Below are 17,605 nucleotides of genomic sequence, written 5' to 3'. Positions count from 1 at the left end.
GAGGAAACCGCCAGGAGGAGGACCTGTGTTCGATGCCTTCGCGGAACTCTTCGCCCCGGGCCGCAAGCACACCCGTGACGAACAGAACCGGCTGGAGCTGACCCGTGAGGACACCGGGGACAGCGATCCCGGACGCGGGCCGATAGACCTCACGTCGGGGAAGGTCGTCGTACGCCTGCCCCCGCCGGACCCGGACGCGTCGGACCCGGAACCGGACGCTCCGGACGCGGACCCGGGGCCGGACGCGCCCGGCCCCGGCGGCGGATGAGCGACCCGGGAGCGGACCGGCCGGGGCGGGCGGTTCAGCTCACCTCCAGCTCCAGGATCCGGTCGTCCCCCGGCTTCGGGTCCCCCCGGCCGTCCGTGTTGCTGGTGACCAGCCACAGCTTGTCGCCGCCCGCCGGCACCACCGTGCGCAGCCGCCCGTACGTGCCGGTGAGGAAGGCCTGCGGAGCCGCCGAGGCCTCGGTGCCCCGCAGCGGGACGCGCCACAGGCGCCGGCCCTTCAGCCCCGCCATCCAGACGGAGCCCTGCGCGTAGGCGGCACCGCTGGGGGAGGCGTCGTCCGTGTGCCACTGGGCCACCGGGTTGCGGTACTTCGGATCGGACGACCTGCCCTCGGCGTCCGGCCAGCCGTAGTCGCCGCCCGGCTCGATCGCGTTGAGCTCGTCCCAGGTGTCCTGGCCGAACTCCGAGGCGAACAGCCGCTGTTTCGCGTCCCAGGCCAGCCCCTGGACGTTGCGGTGCCCGTACGAGTACACGGGGGAGTCCGGGAACGGGTTGCCCGGGGCGGGCTCCCCCTCCGGGGTCAGCCGCAGGATCTTGCCGCCCAGGGACTTCCGGTCCTGCGACAGGCCCCGGTCGCCGGTCTCGCCCGTACCGGCGTAGAGCATCCGGTCGGGGCCGAAGGCGATCCGGCCGCCGTTGTGGATCATCCCCTTGGGGATGCCCTTGAAGACCGTGTCGGGCGCGCCCAGCTGCTCGCCCGCCGGTTTCGCGGGGTCGTAGAGCATCCGGACGATGCGGTTGTCGGAGGCGGAGGTGAAGTACGCGTAGACCATGTGGTCCGAGGCGAAGTCCGGGGAGAGCGCGATGCCCAGCAGGCCGCCCTCACCGGCCGGGGACACCCCCGGCACCTCGCCCAGCTCCGTCTTCCTGCCGGTCTTCTCGTCGACGAGGGTGATCGTCCCCTCGTCCCGGGAGGAGACGAGCAGGCCGCCGCCGGGGACCGGGGCCAGCCCCCAGGGGGTCTTGAGTCCCTCGGCGACCGTGCGCAGCACCTTCACCGAGCCCTTCGAGGGCGGGGCCGACTCGGCCGCCGGGCCGGTGGCGGACGCCGTCGCGCCCGTACGGGCCGACGTGGTGCCCGAGGGGTCCCGGCCGGATCCTCCGGCGTCGGAGGAGCAGCCTGCCGTCAACAGGAGGGTGCCCGCGGCCAGCACGGACGTCACAGCTCGACGTTGCACGATCATGGTCCCTTCGACGCGGAGGGTTCTCCTTGTCTACGCCGCTCCCGCCCGAAGGGTTCCCGGACGGGGACCCCGATGCCCGAACGGGCTTGGGGAAACGTTTGTGCGATCGGGTCCGTGCGGGCCCCGAGGGCTTCCCGGCTCAGTCCCAGGACCCCATCGCCCCCGGCAGCGCGGCCACTTCCGCCAGATCGTCGGCGGTCAGCCGCAGCGCGGCCGCCGCCGCGTTCTCCGTCACCCACCGCTCCCGCTTCGCACCCGGCACGGGCAGCACGTGCCGCCCCTGGGCCAGTACCCAGGCCAGGGCCACCTGGGCCGCCGTGACGTGCTCACCGTGCCGCCGGGCCACCCGGCGCAGACCGGCGACGATCGGCTGGTTCGCGGCCATCATCTCGGCGGTGAAGCGGGGGTGGCGGGCGCGCATGTCGTCCGGCTCGAAGCCCTCGCCGGGGGTCAGCGTGCCGGTCAGGAAGCCGTTGCCGAGCGGCATCGCCGCCAGGAAGCCGACCCCGCGCGCCGCGCACCACGGCACCAGCGCGTCCAGCGCCTCCGGCGACCACACGGACAGCTCGGCCTCCACCGCGCTCACCGGGAACACCTGTTGTATTCGCTGCAACTGACGGATCGTCGCGTCGTGCAGCTGCCCCCCGGTGCGGCGTCCGCCGCGCGCGCCCACCGCGCACAGTCCGAGTGCCCGCACCTTCCCGGCCCGTACGAGCTCCGCCATCGCGCCCCAGGTCTCCTCGACGGGAACCTCGGGGTCGGCCCGGTGCAGCTGGTAGAGGTCGATCACGTCCGTCTGGAGCCGGCGCAGCGAGGCGTCGCAGGCTCTTCTCACGTATCCGGGGCGCCCGTTGGCCACGATGTGCTGCTCGCCGACCAGCAGGCCGACCTTGGTGGACACGAACGCGTCCCCGCGCCGCTCCTTCAACACCCGCCCCACCAAAAGCTCGTTGGTGAACGGGCCGTACATGTCAGCCGTGTCGAGGAGCGTCGAGCCCAGGTCCAGGGCCCGGTGCACCGCTCTCAGCGACTCGTCGCCGCGTTGTTGCGACCCGCTGTAGGCCCAGCTCATCGGCATGCACCCGAGTCCGACGGCCCCCGTCGCGAGTGCCCCCGCACCGATCGTCCTGCGCTCCACCTGCTCGTGAACCTCCCTCGCCCGGCCCCCAACCTAACCTCTGCCTCCGGTTGGCCTGACATAGCCTCCTGACCATGAGTGCTGACGTATGGCTTCCCATTCCGCCGGACGAGATCGAGGGCCTTCCGCAAGGGCCCGCATACCTGTTCTGGAACGGCGAGGCGGACTTCCCCGCGGACCCGGCCGACTGCGCCTTCTACGTCGTGCCCTACATGAAACCCGCCGACGTCGGCCTGCGCCCCCTGCCGGCGATGAGCTCCGTCCAGGTGGTCCAGACGCTCTCCGCCGGCACCGACAATGTGGAACCCGGTCTCAAGTACCTGCGCCCCGGCGTGCAGTTGTGCAACGCGCGCGGAGTGCACGACGCGAGCACGGCCGAACTCGCGCTGGCGCTGATCCTCGCCTCGCTGCGGGGCATCCCCGACTTCGTGCGGGCCCAGGAACAGGGCCGGTGGGCCGGCGGTTTCCGGCCGGCGCTCGCCGACAAGAACGTCCTCGTCGTCGGGTACGGAGCCATCGGCGAGGCCATCGAGGACCGGCTCGTCCCGTTCGAGGTGGCGCGGGTGGCGCGAGTCGCGCGCTCTGAGCGCACCACGGCGCGCGGTCGGGTGCATCCGCTCACCGAACTGCCCGCCCTGCTCCCGGAGGCGGACGTCGTCGTCCTCTCCACGCCGCTCACGGAGAGCACCCGCGGCCTGGTCGACGAGGCCTTCCTGGCCCGGATGAAGGACGGCGCGCTGCTGGTCAACGTCGCCCGCGGGCCGGTCGTCGACACCGAGGCGCTGCTCAGGGAACTGGAGAGCGGCCGCATCACCGCCGCCCTGGACGTCGTGGACCCCGAGCCGCTGCCCCCCGGTCACCCGCTGTGGCACGCGCCGGGCGTGCTGATCAGCCCGCACGTCGGCGGTCCGACGTCCGCGTTCCTGCCCCGCGCCAAGCGGTTGCTGGTCGACCAGTTGGGGCGCTTCGTGAACCGGCAGCCGCTGCGCCACGTGATCCGTACGACAGGCACGGCCGATCTGTGATCCACGGCGAGCACCCTCCGCAGTCCTGCGGGCGCGGTGTGTGCCCGCCTGTCCTGCGTCGTCACGGAGCGTAGAGGAACTATGTCCCTGAGTGACGGGACTGGTGTATCGTCCCGACAGGGGCTGCGCCGCGCACCGTTCGGCGCCGGGGATGGATATTTCAGACTTGTGAGGGGGGCGACGGGCGATGCACGGCCTATGGACGAACGACCCGACGCGTCGGGACCGCCGACGGCGGCCCTGGCGCACGGCCGCGCGCAGACGACGCGGTCACCATGCCGATCACAGTGGTAACCACAACCATCACCAGCGCAGGCACAGTTGTCGCAGGAGAGCGCATCCAGCGCACCGGGACCCGCGGGACCCGGGAGCCGCGCGGAGCGGGAGGGACCGGTGAGTTCGCTCCGGCCTTCCGTGTCCACCCTCGACGGGACGCTGCGCGCGCAGCCTGCCGTGCGGGCACCGCTGTTCGGCCCGTCGGCCCCCGGCGGCGGATCGAACCTGGTCCACCAACTCGCCCTGGCCCTGGCGTGCGCGGTCTACGCCGTCGGATCCGCGCTCGGCTGGGGCTCCGGCGAAGTCGCGCTGATCATGGGTGACTTCGGGCTGAGCGCCGCGGCGGGCAGCGCCGCCGTCTCGTGCTTCCTCTACGCGCGCACCCGGCGCGTCCGCTTCCGATCCGCCTGGCTGCTGTTCGCCCTGTCCTCGGCGATGGCCGCCCTGGGCAACGGCGTCTGGGGGTGGTACGAGGTCGTCCTGGAGCGGCCCGTGCCCAGCCCCAGCTATGCCGACCTGTTCTTCCTGTGCTTCGCCCCGCCCGCGATCGTGGGGCTGCTGGTGCTGGCCAAGCGGCCGGTGACCAAGGCCGGCTGGGTCTGCCTGGCCCTGGACGCATGGCTGATCGGCGGCTCGCTGATCACCCTGTCCTGGAGCCTGGCGCTCGCCCAGGCGGCGAAGTTCGACGGGCCGAGCGTGGCGCACACCGCGCTGTCGCTGGCCTACCCGCTGCTCGACATCGCCCTGGTCAGCATGGTGCTCGCGCTGCACTTCCGGCGCTCGGCGGTCAACCGCACCGCGGTCAACACCGCGATCGGCGCGCTCGCCCTGACCGTGATGTGCGACGCCCTGTTCACCTCGCCGCTGCTGCACGACAACTACCGCTCCGGCCAGCTGCTCGACGCGGGCTGGTTCGCCGGTTCCCTGCTGCTCGCGTACGCCCCCTGGGCCGCGCCCCGGCCCAAGGAGCCGGCGGGCGGCGAAGGGCACACGCGTGTGGTGCGCGAGCACCTGCCCGGACAGCGTCCCGGCGGTCACCCCGCCGGGCCGCCGCAGGAGACACCGCGCGGCACGACCCGGGGCACGCCGCCCGGCGCCTCCCGGGAGACGCCCGAGGAAGCGCCCCCCGGAGCACCGCAGGGCGGTGATCACAGCCGGTATCCGGCCACCCGGCCCATCGCCGGCTCCCTGGCCGCCCTCACGCCCTACCTCGCCGCCGCCGTCTGCACCCTCGGCATCCTCTACAACGTCCTCGACGGACACAGCGTCGACCGCGTGGTGCTCTTCACCGGCGGCACGGTCGTCCTCGCCCTCGTGGTGCGCCAGGGCATCATGCTCCTCGACAACATCACCCTCACCCAGGAACTGGCGCAGCAGGAGAACCACTTCCGCTCCCTGGTGCAGGGCTCCAGCGACGTCATCATGATCGCCGCACCCAACGGCATCCTCCGGTACGTCTCCCCGGCCGCCGCCGGGGTCTACGGACGGCCCGCGGAGGACCTGGTCGGCACCGAGCTGGCCGGTCTCATCCATCCGGAGGACCTGGGCTGCGTGGTGCACGAGGTGCGCCGCTTCCTCGCCGCCAGCCCCCTGGAGGAGGCCACCACCCGTATCGAGTGCCGTTTCAGGTCGGGGGACGGCGGCTGGCTGAACGTCGAGTCCACCGTCAACCGCCATCACGGCGGTCTGATCTTCAACAGCCGGGACGTGACCGAGCGGGTGCGGCTGCAGGCACAGCTCCAGCACAACGCCGAGCACGACCCGCTCACCGACCTGCCCAACCGCGCGCTGTTCACCCGGCGGGTGCAGCAGGCGCTGTCGGGCCGCCGGGCCGCCGACCGCACCGCCCTGCGCGGCACCGCCGTGCTCTTCATCGACCTCGACGGCTTCAAGGCCGTCAACGACACCATCGGGCACCAGGCAGGGGACGAACTGCTGGTCCAGGCCGCCCGCAGGCTCCAGGACGCCGTCCGGCACGGGGACACCGCCTCCCGGCTGGGCGGCGACGAGTTCGCGGCCCTGATCACCGGCGACGGAACCCGTGACCGTACCGCCCGGGAGCGTCACATCCTGGAGCTCGCCGACCGCCTCAGGGTCACGCTCTCGCAGCCGTACGTGATCGACGGCAACGAGGTCCGCGTCGCCGCGTCCATCGGCGTCGCCTTCGCCGAGTCCGGCCTCGGCGCGGGCGAGCTGCTGCGCAACGCCGACCTCGCCATGTACCGCGCCAAGGCGGCCGGCAAGGGCCGGGTCGAGCTGTACAAGCCGCAGATGCAGCAGGACGTCGTACGCAAGGCCGAACTGGCCACGCGACTGCGGGCCGCGCTGCACGACGGCGAGTTCGCGCTGCTGCACCAGCCCGTGGTCGGTCTGGAGGACGGCCGGATCACGTCGGTCACCGCCCAGGCCCGCTGGCGCTCCTCCCAGGGGGTGCTCTTCACGCCCGCCGAGTTCCTGCGGGTCGCGGAGGACAGCGACAAGACCGCCGAGCTGGGCCGCTGGGTCCTGGAGGAGGCCGTCGAACAGGCCGCCGAACGGATCGGGACCGGTCTGGGCGTGCCGGTGGTCGTGCGGGTCAGCGCCCGTCGGCTGCTCGACCGCTCGATGCCGCTCGGTTCCGTCGAGGCCCTGCTGACCCGGCACGGCCTGCCGTCGGGGTCCCTGGTGATAGAGCTCGCCGACACCGAGCCCAGGGTGCCGCTGGACGAGCTGGAGCGCCGCCTGAGCGCCCTGCGGCGCCTGGGTGTCCGTATCGCCCTGGACGGCTTCGGAAGCGGTTACGCGGCCATCACGGCGCTTCGCAGACTCCCCGTCGACATGCTGAAGCTCGACCGCTCGCTCGTCGAGGGGGTCGTGGAGTCGGCCCGGCTGCACAAGATCACCAGCGGGCTGCTGCGGATCGCGAGCGATCTGGGGCTCCAGTCCGTGGCCGACGGCGTGGACCTCCCGGAGCAGGTCGTCGCCCTGCGCGCCATGGGCTGCACCCATGGCCAGGGCATGGCGTTCTCCGGCCCGCTCGACGAGTACCGGCTGCGCCGGGCACTCGCTTCCGGCCACTATCCGGTGCCCCACGGACCGGCCGAGCCCGCGTTCGTGGGCGGCGGCGGTGCCGGGGCGTACCCGGGCGGGGTGGCCGCCGTCCTCGGGGGCGGGACGGCTCTCCGCTCACATAATGAGACTCCCGTCCCACCCACTTGACAGTGGATGTGCGCCGGGGGGAGGGTCAGTGCCATGCGCACCCGAATTCTCGTACTTGGACAGCGCGTCGGCTGAGCTGGGAACGACCGGAGAGGATCCGGAATCCCCAGCGACCTCACCGGCGCGCTCCCCTCGCTTGCCTTTCGGCACGAGGGGTTTTTTGTTGCACAGAGCCTGGCGTGCAACAGCCGCACACCGCACGAACTTCGCAAAAACCCTCAGCATCGAGAAGAGAATGACGATGACCGAGCAGGCCACCGGGGCCCACCATCCGCAGCCGCGGCCCCGATCCGGAGGACAGTCCGCGTCCGTCGAGCACGTCACGGGCGCGAAGTCCCTCATCCGCTCTCTTGAGGAGGTCGGGGCCGACACGGTATTCGGCATTCCCGGCGGTGCGATCCTCCCTGCCTACGACCCGTTGATGGACTCGACCCGGGTGCGCCACGTCCTGGTCCGCCACGAGCAGGGCGCCGGCCACGCGGCCACCGGGTACGCGCAGGCCACCGGCCGGGTCGGTGTGTGCATGGCGACCTCGGGCCCGGGTGCGACCAACCTGGTCACGCCGATCGCGGACGCCCACATGGACTCCGTGCCGCTGGTCGCGATCACCGGCCAGGTCGCCTCGAAGGCGATCGGGACCGACGCGTTCCAGGAGGCGGACATCGTCGGCATCACCATGCCGATCACCAAGCACAACTTCCTGGTCACGAAGGCGGAGGACATCCCGCGGGTGATCGCGCAGGCGTTCCACATCGCCTCCACCGGCCGCCCCGGACCGGTCCTGGTCGACATCGCCAAGGACGCCCTCCAGGCGCAGACCACGTTCTCCTGGCCGCCGGTGATGGACCTGCCGGGCTACCGCCCGGTGACCAAGCCGCACGCCAAGCAGATCCGCGAGGCCGCCAAGCTGATCACCTCCGCGAAGCGGCCCGTCCTCTACGTCGGCGGCGGGGTGCTCAAGGCCCGCGCCACCGCCGAGCTGAGGGTCCTCGCCGAGCTCACCGGAGCGCCCGTCACCACCACCCTCATGGCGCTGGGCGCGTTCCCCGACAGCCACCCGCTGCACGTGGGGATGCCGGGCATGCACGGTTCGGTCACCGCCGTCACCGCGCTGCAGAAGGCCGACCTGATCGTCGCCCTCGGCGCCCGCTTCGACGACCGGGTCACCGGCAAGCTGGACAGCTTCGCCCCGCACGCCAAGATCGTCCACGCGGACATCGACCCCGCGGAGATCGGCAAGAACCGCGAGGCGGACGTGCCGATCGTGGGCGACGCCCGTGAGGTGATCGCGGACCTGGTCCAGGCGGTGCAGAAGGAGCACAGCGAGGGCCAGAAGGGCGACTACTCCGCCTGGTGGAAGGACCTCGACCGCTGGCGGCAGACCTACCCGCTGGGTTACGAGCAGCCCGAGAACGGCTCGCTCTCGCCGCAGCAGGTCATCCAGCGCATCGGCCAGCTCGCCCCCGAGGGCACGGTCTTCGCGGCGGGCGTGGGCCAGCACCAGATGTGGTCGGCGCACTACATCCAGTACGAGAAGCCCGCGACCTGGCTGAACTCCGGCGGCGCCGGGACCATGGGGTACGCGGTCCCCGCCGCCATGGGCGCCAAGGCGGGTGTGCCGGACCGGACCGTCTGGGCGATCGACGGCGACGGCTGCTTCCAGATGACCAATCAGGAACTGACGACCTGCGCCCTGAACAACATCCCGATCAAGGTCGCGATCATCAACAACGGCGCCCTGGGCATGGTCCGCCAGTGGCAGACCCTGTTCTACAACCAGCGCTACTCCAACACCGTGCTGCACTCCGGCCCGGACGCGACGGGCAGGGAGCCGAGCGCCGGCACCCGCATCCCGGACTTCGTGAAGCTGTCGGAGGCGATGGGCTGCTACGCGATCCGCTGCGAGTCGCCGGACGACCTCGACAAGGTCATCGCGGAGGCGAACTCCATCAACGACCGCCCGGTCGTCGTGGATTTCATCGTCCACGAGGACGCGATGGTGTGGCCGATGGTCGCCGCCGGCACGTCCAACGACGAGATCATGGCCGCCCGGGACGTCCGCCCCGACTTCGGCGACAACGAAGACGACTGAGCGAGAGAGACCACACCGCAATGTCCAAGCACACGCTCTCCGTCCTGGTCGAGAACACGCCCGGCATCCTCGCCCGGATCGCCGCCCTGTTCTCCCGCCGCGGCTTCAACATCGACTCGCTCGCGGTCGGGGTCACCGAGCACCCCGACATCTCCCGCATCACCATCGTGGTGCAGGTGGAGGACCTGCCGCTCGAACAGGTCACCAAGCAGCTCAACAAGCTCGTCAACGTGCTCAAGATCGTCGAACTGGAGCCGGGTTCGGCCGTTCAGCGCGAACTCGTTCTGGTGAAGGTGCGCGCCGACAACGAGACGCGCTCCCAGATCGTCGAGATCGTCCAGCTGTTCCGCGCCAAGACCGTCGACGTCTCCCCGGAGGCCGTGACCATCGAGGCCACCGGCAGCGGCGACAAGCTGTCGGCCATGCTCAAGATGCTGGAGCCGTACGGCATCAAGGAGCTCGTCCAGTCCGGCACGATCGCCATCGGCCGCGGCGCCCGCTCGATCACGGACCGGTCGCTGCGCGCGCTGGACCGTTCTGCGTAAGCCTGGGTAGGGGCGGCCGGCCGTCGGCGGGCCGCCCGTATACCGAGACCCGAAACCTACCCTTCCCCTCATCGTCATACGGTGAGAGCAACACCTGCACACCAAGGAGAGAACCCAAAGTGGCCGAGCTGTTCTACGACGCCGACGCCGACCTGTCCATCATCCAGGGCCGCAAGGTCGCGGTCATCGGCTACGGCAGCCAGGGCCACGCGCACGCCCTGTCGCTGCGTGACTCGGGTGTCGACGTGCGGGTGGGCCTGCACGAGGGCTCCAAGTCCAAGGCGAAGGCCGAGGAGCAGGGGCTGCGCGTGGTGACGCCCTCCGAGGCCGCGGCCGAGGCCGACGTCATCATGATCCTGGTGCCGGACCCGCTCCAGGCCCAGGTCTACGAGGAGTCCATCGCCCCGAACCTGAAGGACGGCGACGCCCTGTTCTTCGGCCACGGCCTGAACATCCGCTACGGCTTCATCAAGCCCCCGGCCGGCGTGGACGTCTGCATGGTCGCCCCGAAGGGCCCGGGCCACCTGGTGCGCCGTCAGTACGAGGAGGGCCGCGGCGTTCCGTGCATCGCCGCCGTCGAGCAGGACGCCACCGGTAACGCCTTCGCGCTGGCGCTGTCGTACGCCAAGGGCATCGGCGGCACGCGGGCCGGCGTCATCAAGACGACCTTCACCGAGGAGACCGAGACCGACCTGTTCGGTGAGCAGGCCGTCCTCTGCGGTGGTACGGCCGCGCTGGTCAAGGCGGGCTTCGAGACGCTGACCGAGGCCGGCTACCAGCCGGAGATCGCGTACTTCGAGTGCCTGCACGAGCTGAAGCTGATCGTCGACCTCATGTACGAGGGCGGCCTGGAGAAGATGCGCTGGTCGATCTCCGAGACCGCCGAGTGGGGCGACTACGTCACCGGCCCGCGCATCATCACCGACGCCACCAAGGCCGAGATGAAGAAGGTCCTCGCCGAGATCCAGGACGGCACGTTCGCCAAGAACTGGATGGACGAGTACCACGGCGGTCTGAAGAAGTACAACGAGTACAAGCAGCAGGACTCCGAGCACCTGCTGGAGACCACCGGCAAGCAGCTGCGCAAGCTGATGAGCTGGGTCGACGAGGAGGCGTAAGCCTTGTGACCGAAGGGCCGGGGCGGCGCGCTCCGGCCCTTCGGCAGACCCTGGGTAACACCGGGAATCAGTGTGTTGTCCAACCCGTCCAGCCACGGACGGGTGATCCTTACGCAGAGGCGCAAGACAGCCTCTGCCGCGCTACTACACTGCTCCACTACATACGCGTCAGGCCCACAGCGTCGTGCGTCTTCCACGCGGCTAGCCCCCTCCTCCGCCTGCGGCCGTCGGGACGGCCGTCCGCACGCGCCCCCATGGCCTGGCGGGCATGGGAGGTGCCCCAGACTTGTGAGGACTCACGTGAGCTCGAAACCTGTCGTACTGATCGCTGAAGAGCTGTCGCCCGCGACCGTGGAGGCGCTGGGCCCGGACTTCGAGATCCGGCACTGCAACGGAGCCGACCGAGCCGAACTGCTCCCGGCCATTGCCGACGTCGACGCGATTCTGATCCGCTCGGCCACCAAGGTCGACGCCGAGGCGGTGGCCGCCGCCAAGAAGCTCAAGGTCGTCGCGCGAGCCGGCGTCGGCCTGGACAACGTGGACGTCTCCTCGGCCACCAAGGCCGGCGTGATGGTCGTCAACGCCCCCACCTCGAACATCGTGACCGCCGCCGAGCTCGCCTGCGGTCTGCTGCTGGCCACCGCGCGCCACATCCCGCAGGCCAACACCGCCCTGAAGAACGGCGAGTGGAAGCGGAGCAAGTACACCGGCGTCGAGCTGGCCGAGAAGACCCTCGGTGTGGTCGGTCTGGGCCGCATCGGTGCCCTCGTGGCGCAGCGCATGTCCGCGTTCGGCATGAAGGTCGTCGCCTACGACCCGTACGTGCAGCCCGCGCGCGCCGCCCAGATGGGCGTGAAGGTGCTGTCGCTGGACGAGCTGCTGGAGGTCTCCGACTTCATCACCGTCCACCTGCCCAAGACCCCCGAGACGGTCGGTCTGATCGGCGACGAGGCGCTGCGCAAGGTCAAGCCGAGCGTGCGCATCGTCAACGCCGCGCGCGGCGGCATCGTCGACGAGGAGGCGCTGTACTCCGCCCTCAAGGAGGGCCGGGTCGCCGGTGCCGGTCTCGACGTGTACACCAAGGAGCCCTGCACGGACTCCCCGCTGTTCGAGTTCGACCAGGTCGTGGCCACCCCGCACCTCGGCGCGTCGACCGACGAGGCGCAGGAGAAGGCGGGCATCGCGGTCGCCCGGTCCGTACGCCTCGCCCTCGCCGGCGAGCTCGTGCCGGACGCGGTGAACGTCCAGGGCGGTGTCATCGCCGAGGACGTCAAGCCGGGCCTGCCGCTCGCCGAGCGCCTCGGCCGGATCTTCACGGCGCTCGCCGGTGAGGTCGCGGTCCGCCTCGACGTCGAGGTGTACGGCGAGATCACCCAGCACGACGTGAAGGTGCTGGAGCTGTCGGCGCTCAAGGGCGTCTTCGAGGACGTCGTCGCCGAGACGGTCTCCTACGTCAACGCCCCGCTGTTCGCGCAGGAGCGTGGCGTCGAGGTACGGCTGACCACCAGCTCCGAGTCGCCCGACCACCGCAACGTGGTCACCGTGCGCGGCACCCTCGGCAACGGCGAGGAGGTCTCCGTCTCCGGCACGCTGGCCGGCCCCAAGCACCTCCAGAAGGTCGTCGCCGTCGGTGACTACGACGTCGACCTCGCGCTCGCCGACCACATGGTGGTGCTGCGCTACGAGGACCGTCCGGGCGTCGTCGGCACGGTGGGCCGCATCCTGGGCGAGGCCGGCATCAACATCGGCGGTATGCAGGTCGCCCGTGCGGCGGTCGGTGGCGAGGCGCTGGCCGTGCTGACCGTGGACGACACGGTGCCGCCGGCGGTGCTGGCCGAGGTCTCGGCGGAGATCGGCGCGACGTCGGCCCGATCGGTCAACCTCGTCTGAGGTTGCGCGTCGTGTCCGGGGGCTGCCGCCCCCGGGCCCCGCTTCGGCCCGAACGGCCTCGTCCCCAAACGTCGGACGGGCCGGATGGGCCGGGCGGGCCGACAGAGTGTGACGAAAGCGCCGGGCGGGCTGAGGGTTCTCAGCCCGCCCGGCGCTTTGTGCGTGCGTGGTCATCCGGCCTCGACGCGGATCTTCCGCAGGGTCACCGCCGCCAGTACCGCCGCCGCGATCAGCAGCGCCGCCCCCGCGATCCCGGCCGCCTGCATCCCGTCGGTGAAGGCCGCCCGCGCCGCCGCTGCCAGGGCGTCACCCGTGCGCCCCGGGAGCCGGCCGGCGAGGGCGAGCGCGCCGCCCAGCGTCTCGTGGGCCCCGGCCGGTGCCGAGGACGGCATCGCGTGCCGGTAGACCGCGGTGCCGATGGAGCCGAGGACCGCCATGCCCAGGGCGCCGCCGAACTCCGCGCCGGTCTCCAGGAGGGAGGCGGCGGCGCCCGCGCTCTCGGCCGGGGCCGCGCTCAGCGCCAGGTCCATCATCTGGGAGATGACCATGACGATGCCGGAGGCGAGCACCCCGCACGCGGTCAGGACCAGCCAGAGCGAGTCGGTGCCGGCCAGGGCGAGCAGACCGTAGCCGGCCGCGCCGATCACCAGGCCGGCGGTGACGACGTAGGCGCGGTTGACGCCCTTCTGGACCAGGGCGGTCGCCGCCGGGGCGGCCATGCCGATCGGCACGGACGGCAGCAGCGACCACAGGGCCGCTTCCATCGCGCTCTTGTCCAGCACCGACTGGAGGTACTGGGTGGTGAAGAACGCCGAGCCCAGTATCGCGAAGGACGAGACGAGGTTGAGGACGACGGCGGGGGCGAAGCCGGGGCCGCGGAACAGCGCCGGAGAGATCATCGGGTGCTCGACCGTGCGCTGGCGGTGGACGAAGAGGGCCGCGAAGAGCAGGCCGACGGTGATCGCGAGGACGTACCGCACGTTCCAGCCGTCGGAGGGGATGCCCTTCAGGCCGTAGACGACGGGGAGCACCGCGGCCATGGACAGGGGGACGCTCGGCCAGTCGAAGCGGCCGGGCCGCGGGTCCCTGGACTCGGGGAGCAGGAACGGGCCGAGGACCAGCAGCAGCGCCATCGCGGGCAGGTTGACCAGGAAGACCGAGCCCCACCAGAAGTACTGGACGAGGACTCCGCTCAGCACCGAACCGAGGGCGATGCCGCCGGTCATGACACCGGACCACAGGCCGATCGCCTTCGTGCGCTGTCCGGGGTCGGTGAACATCGTCCGGATGATCGCCATCGTCGACGGCATCAGGGTCGCGCCGCCGATGCCGAGGACCGCGCGGGCCGCTATCAGGGTCTCGGGGCTGTTCGCGTAGGCGGCCACCGCCGAGGCGGTGCCGAAGGCGGCGGCGCCGATCAGCAGCAGCCTGCGCCGGCCGATGCGGTCGCCGAGCGAGCCCATCGTCATCAGCAGGCCCGCCAGGACGAATGCGTAGATGTCGAAGATCCACAGCTGCTGGGTGCCGCTGGGGGCGAGGTCCGCGCTGATCGCCGGGATCGCGAAGTAGAGGACGGAGACGTCCATCGAGACCAGCAGCAGCGGAAGCATCAGCACGGCCAGGGCGGTCCACTCGCGGCGGCCGGCGAGGGCGGCCGGGGCCGTGGTGGTGCCCGTCGCGGTGGGGCCGGCCGGGTCGGTGCCGGGTGGGTTGGTGCTCGGAGAGTTCGTCATGCCGAGGAATGTACGCGCGTCTTAAACGGTTGTCTAGAACGATTGTATAAGTCGTGTGTCTAGGACGGCTGTATGGATCGGCGGTAGGGTGCTGGGCATGGGACATCGTGAGGATCTGCTGGAAGGCGCCAAGCGCTGCCTGCTGGCGAAGGGCTTCGCGCGCACCACGGCGCGCGACATCGTGAAGGAGTCGGGGACGAATCTCGCGTCCATCGGCTACCACTACGGGTCGAAGGACGCGCTCCTCGCGCAGGCGTACCTCTCGCTGGTGGACGAGGTGCCCTTCGACGGGGACGGGGGAAACGGGATCGGCGCCCCGCCCGGCTCGCTGGAGCGTTTCCGCGAGGTGTGGTCGAACATCGCCGAGTCGATGCGGCAGCCCGGCTCGATGTGGCGGCTCGGCATGGAGGTCATCACCATCGACCTGCCCGAGGTGCGCGACCATCTGGCCCGCGCCCAGCGGGAGGGCGGCCGGGGCCTCGTCTCACTCCTCATGGGCGTGCCGGAGGAGGAGGTGTCCGACGAGACCGCGGACACGCTGGGCCGCTTCTACATGACGCTGATGTCGGGCCTCATCGCGCAGTGGACCTTCGACCCGAAGACCGCGCCCGACGGGGACGTGCTGACGGAGGGGCTGCGGCAGATCATCGAGGCCGCCAACCGGGCCTGACGCTCATCGAGGCCGCCGACCGGGCCTGACGTGCCGGCGGCGTGCCGGGGGCGGCGGCGTTCAGGCGTTCAGTGCGCGGCGGCCCCGTCGTCGCGCAGCCGCGCGCCCTTCAGTGCCATGTGCAGCAGCAGCCGGTCCTCCCCGTCGTCCAGGTCCAGTCCCGTCAGCTGCTCGACACGGGACAGCCGGTAGTACAGGGTCTGCCGGTGGATGCCCAGCTCCGCCGCCGTACGGCCGGCCTGGCCCGCGCAGTCGAGGTAGGCCTCGGCGGTGCGCGCGAGGTCCCTCTGGGCCGGGGACAGCAAGGCCTGTACGGCGCTGTCGCTGGCGGCCGCCGGGGGCAGCGCGGTCAGCAACCGGTACGGCCCGATGGCCGACCACTCGGCGACCGGCCCGAGGCGGGGCTCCGCCAGCGCCGCCCGCGCCGCCGCCGCGGCCTCGTGCCAGGCGGTGGCCAGCTCGGCGAGTCCGGTGCGCGCCTCGCTCACCCCGGCCGCGGCGGCCCCCTCCTTCGTCCCGGCCGCGCCCGCGGCCCCTTCCCTCGCCCCGGCCGCCCCCGGCGCCCCTTCCTTCAGCAGCCGCGCGGCCGTGGTCAGCGCGGGCGCGCGCACGTCCGCGGACCGCAGCCGCACCAGCACCGCGAGGCTCTGCCCGGTGGCGCCCCAGGGGACCGTGCACAGGGCGGTGGCGTGCGGCACCGCCCGCGCCGACGGAGCGCCCTGCGGATCGGCCGTCCGCCAGGGGGCCACACAGACGAGCGTGTGCAGACCGTCCGCGCGGGCGCCCAGCGCCGTACGCAGCTCCGCCACCGCCATCTCCTGCTGCCAGCCGCGCTCGGCCGTCAGCACCGCCCGCAGCTCCCGGGACAGGTCGGCGCCGTGCTGCGCCTCGTCGGCCAGCAGCTCCCCGATCCGGCCGGCGACCCGCATGGCGGCGGCCAGCTGTGCCTCGGAGGGGCCCGGGTCGTCGTCCAGTAGCCACACGTATCCGAGGACGACACCCCGATGACGGGCCGGCAGGCAGATGCGCCCCCGGTACACGCCCGCCTCCGGGGTGGGCGGGATCCGCACCGGACCGGCCGCCCGGGTGATGCCGAAGCCCTCGAACCAGGTGCGCACCGCCGCCGTGGAGCGGCGGGTCAGGATCGAGCGGGTGCGCACCGGGTCCAGGGCCGCGGCGTCCAGCTCGTCCTCGCTGTCGTACGCGCCGAAGGCGATCAGCTCGAAGTCGCGGTTCTCCAGCGTCGCCGGAGCGCCCAGCAGCTCCGAGAGCTCGTCGACCAGCTCCTGGTAGTCAGCCCGGTGGTGGAAGGGCGCGGCGTCCGACGTCACTCCGGCATTCTCCCGCATCCGCAGGGGCCTTTCATACATCTGTCTGAGAACCGGGGCGCGGATGCGTGACAGCTGTCGATGGCCCACGATCGGAGAGATCCTTAGGTTTCACGGTGGTTCTCCGTGCCGTTCCCGAATCGTCGGGAAGCGGCCGTTTCATGCTTGTCTGTGGAGGTGCCCCGTGCTGGGTCCCGTGATTCTCGCCGCGTCGCGCAGCGACCGGATGCGCCGTCTGATCTCGGCCGCTCCGGTGACCAAGCCGGTCGTCGACCGCTTCATCCCCGGTGAGACCGTCGACCAGGTCGTCCCGATCATCAAGGACCTCACGGGCAAGGGCCTGGAAGTCACGATGGACGTCGTCGGCGAGGACATCACCACCCCCGAGCAGTCGTACGCCGCCCGGGACGCGTACCTGGAGCTGATCGGCCGCCTCAAGGAGCTCGGCCTCGGCACCAAGGCCGAGATGTCGGTCAAGCTCTCCATGTTCGGACAGGCCCTGGAGGGCGGCCACGAGCTGGCCCTGGCCAACGTCCGCCCGGTCGTCGAGGCCGCCGCCGCGATCGGCACCACCGTCACGCTCGACGCCGAGGACCACACCACCCTCGACTCGATGTTCGCCATCCACGAGGAGCTGCGGAAGGACTTCCCGCAGACCGGCTGTGTGATCCAGGCCTACCTCTTCCGCACCGAGGACGACGCCCGCCGGCTCGCCGCGGCCGGCAGCCGCGTACGCATCGTCAAGGGCGCCTACAAGGAGCCCGCCGAGGTCGCGTACCAGAAGAAGTCCGAGACCGACAAGGCGTACGTCCGGATCCTGAAGATCCTGATGGAGGGCGAGGGCTACCCGATGATCGGGTCCCACGACCCGCGTCTCATCTCGATCGCACAGGAGCTGGCGCGGACCGCCGGGCGCAAGCTGGACGAGTACGAGTTCCAGATGCTGTACGGCATCCGCAGCGACGAGCACGTGCGGCTCGCCGCCGAGGGCCACCGTATGCGCGTCTACACCGCGTACGGCACCGACTGGTACGGCTACTTCATGCGTCGCCTGGCGGAGAAGCCGGCCAACCTCCTCTTCTTCGCCCGCTCGATCCTCACCAAGGGCTGAGACCGAACA

Annotated in this window: 13 protein-coding genes; 9 read left to right on the top strand and 4 right to left on the bottom strand. The window is 71.4% G+C overall.

Translation table 11 applies throughout. The features are described 5' to 3' along the window. Positions 1–25 precede the first annotated feature (25 nt). Positions 26–268 carry a DUF6191 domain-containing protein gene (locus tag ACZ7OY_RS38045; RefSeq protein ID WP_472250152.1) on the top strand — a complete coding sequence of 81 codons (243 nt, stop codon included), beginning with the start codon at positions 26–28 and terminating at the stop codon, positions 266–268. 34 nt (positions 269–302) lie between these two features. On the opposite strand, the gene ACZ7OY_RS38040 is transcribed toward ACZ7OY_RS38045, so the two are convergent. Together ACZ7OY_RS38040 and ACZ7OY_RS38035 are read right to left on the bottom strand one after the other, a co-directional pair. Then, the gene (locus ACZ7OY_RS38040) at positions 303–1,472 is read right to left on the bottom strand and encodes a PQQ-dependent sugar dehydrogenase (RefSeq protein ID WP_472250151.1); all 1,170 of its coding nucleotides are present in this window, start codon (positions 1,470–1,472) and stop codon (positions 303–305) included. A 139-nt stretch (positions 1,473–1,611) separates the two neighbouring features. Continuing rightward, positions 1,612–2,610, bottom strand: a complete 999-nt coding sequence (locus ACZ7OY_RS38035; RefSeq protein WP_472250150.1) for an aldo/keto reductase — start codon at positions 2,608–2,610, stop codon at positions 1,612–1,614. A gap of 74 nt (positions 2,611–2,684) precedes the next feature. On the opposite strand from ACZ7OY_RS38035, the gene ACZ7OY_RS38030 reads away from it, so the two are divergent. The 6 genes from ACZ7OY_RS38030 (at position 2,685) to serA (ending at position 12,754) form a co-directional block, all read left to right on the top strand. Continuing rightward, positions 2,685–3,635: a 2-hydroxyacid dehydrogenase gene (locus ACZ7OY_RS38030; RefSeq protein WP_472250149.1), complete on the top strand. Its 951-nt coding sequence runs from the start codon at positions 2,685–2,687 to the stop codon at positions 3,633–3,635. Positions 3,636–4,028: 393 nt separating this feature from the next. Continuing rightward, positions 4,029–7,109, top strand: a complete 3,081-nt coding sequence (locus ACZ7OY_RS38025) for a putative bifunctional diguanylate cyclase/phosphodiesterase (protein WP_472250148.1) — start codon at positions 4,029–4,031, stop codon at positions 7,107–7,109. Positions 7,110–7,344: 235 nt separating this feature from the next. Next, on the top strand, positions 7,345–9,201 hold the full coding sequence (locus tag ACZ7OY_RS38020) for an acetolactate synthase large subunit (protein ID WP_472250147.1): 1,857 nt from the start codon (positions 7,345–7,347) through the stop codon (positions 9,199–9,201). Positions 9,202–9,221: 20 nt separating this feature from the next. Next, positions 9,222–9,746 (top strand): acetolactate synthase small subunit, encoded by a 525-nt coding sequence (gene ilvN, locus ACZ7OY_RS38015; protein ID WP_152887256.1) that lies wholly within the window; start codon positions 9,222–9,224, stop codon positions 9,744–9,746. A gap of 119 nt (positions 9,747–9,865) precedes the next feature. After that, positions 9,866–10,864: a ketol-acid reductoisomerase gene (gene ilvC / locus ACZ7OY_RS38010; protein ID WP_472250146.1), complete on the top strand. Its 999-nt coding sequence runs from the start codon at positions 9,866–9,868 to the stop codon at positions 10,862–10,864. Positions 10,865–11,164: 300 nt separating this feature from the next. After that, positions 11,165–12,754, top strand: a complete 1,590-nt coding sequence (serA, locus tag ACZ7OY_RS38005) for a phosphoglycerate dehydrogenase (RefSeq protein ID WP_351600650.1) — start codon at positions 11,165–11,167, stop codon at positions 12,752–12,754. A gap of 170 nt (positions 12,755–12,924) precedes the next feature. Here serA and ACZ7OY_RS38000 read toward each other — a convergent pair whose 3' ends face one another. Further along, the gene (locus ACZ7OY_RS38000; protein WP_472250145.1) at positions 12,925–14,487 is read right to left on the bottom strand and encodes an MFS transporter; all 1,563 of its coding nucleotides are present in this window, start codon (positions 14,485–14,487) and stop codon (positions 12,925–12,927) included. A 97-nt stretch (positions 14,488–14,584) separates the two neighbouring features. Here ACZ7OY_RS38000 and ACZ7OY_RS37995 point away from each other — a divergent pair, with 97 nt between their 5' ends. Then, a complete protein-coding gene (locus ACZ7OY_RS37995; protein ID WP_472250144.1) occupies positions 14,585–15,157 on the top strand; it encodes a TetR/AcrR family transcriptional regulator in 573 nt (190 codons plus the stop codon). A gap of 68 nt (positions 15,158–15,225) precedes the next feature. On the opposite strand, the gene ACZ7OY_RS37990 is transcribed toward ACZ7OY_RS37995, so the two are convergent. Then, the gene (locus tag ACZ7OY_RS37990; RefSeq protein WP_472250143.1) at positions 15,226–16,506 is read right to left on the bottom strand and encodes a PucR family transcriptional regulator; all 1,281 of its coding nucleotides are present in this window, start codon (positions 16,504–16,506) and stop codon (positions 15,226–15,228) included. A 163-nt stretch (positions 16,507–16,669) separates the two neighbouring features. Here ACZ7OY_RS37990 and ACZ7OY_RS37985 point away from each other — a divergent pair, with 163 nt between their 5' ends. Then, complete coding sequence (locus ACZ7OY_RS37985) at positions 16,670–17,596, top strand: proline dehydrogenase family protein (RefSeq protein WP_162468506.1); 927 nt, start codon at positions 16,670–16,672, stop codon at positions 17,594–17,596. Positions 17,597–17,605 lie beyond the last annotated feature (9 nt).

This window comes from Streptomyces sp. NPDC107559, from assembly GCF_055657365.1.
Note: the sequence above shows the minus strand (reverse complement) of the source record. Positions and strands in the feature narration are given on the sequence as shown.

Coding starts and splice junctions, on each gene's coding strand:
- ACZ7OY_RS38040 (WP_472250151.1), bottom strand. CDS start 1,472: ATGATCGTGCAACGTCGAGCTGTGACGTCCGTGCTGGCCGCGGGCACC.
- ACZ7OY_RS38030 (WP_472250149.1), top strand. CDS start 2,685: ATGAGTGCTGACGTATGGCTTCCCATTCCGCCGGACGAGATCGAGGGC.
- ACZ7OY_RS38020 (WP_472250147.1), top strand. CDS start 7,345: ATGACGATGACCGAGCAGGCCACCGGGGCCCACCATCCGCAGCCGCGG.
- ilvN (WP_152887256.1), top strand. CDS start 9,222: ATGTCCAAGCACACGCTCTCCGTCCTGGTCGAGAACACGCCCGGCATC.
- ACZ7OY_RS38000 (WP_472250145.1), bottom strand. CDS start 14,487: ATGACGAACTCTCCGAGCACCAACCCACCCGGCACCGACCCGGCCGGC.
- ACZ7OY_RS37995 (WP_472250144.1), top strand. CDS start 14,585: ATGGGACATCGTGAGGATCTGCTGGAAGGCGCCAAGCGCTGCCTGCTG.
- ACZ7OY_RS37990 (WP_472250143.1), bottom strand. CDS start 16,506: ATGCGGGAGAATGCCGGAGTGACGTCGGACGCCGCGCCCTTCCACCAC.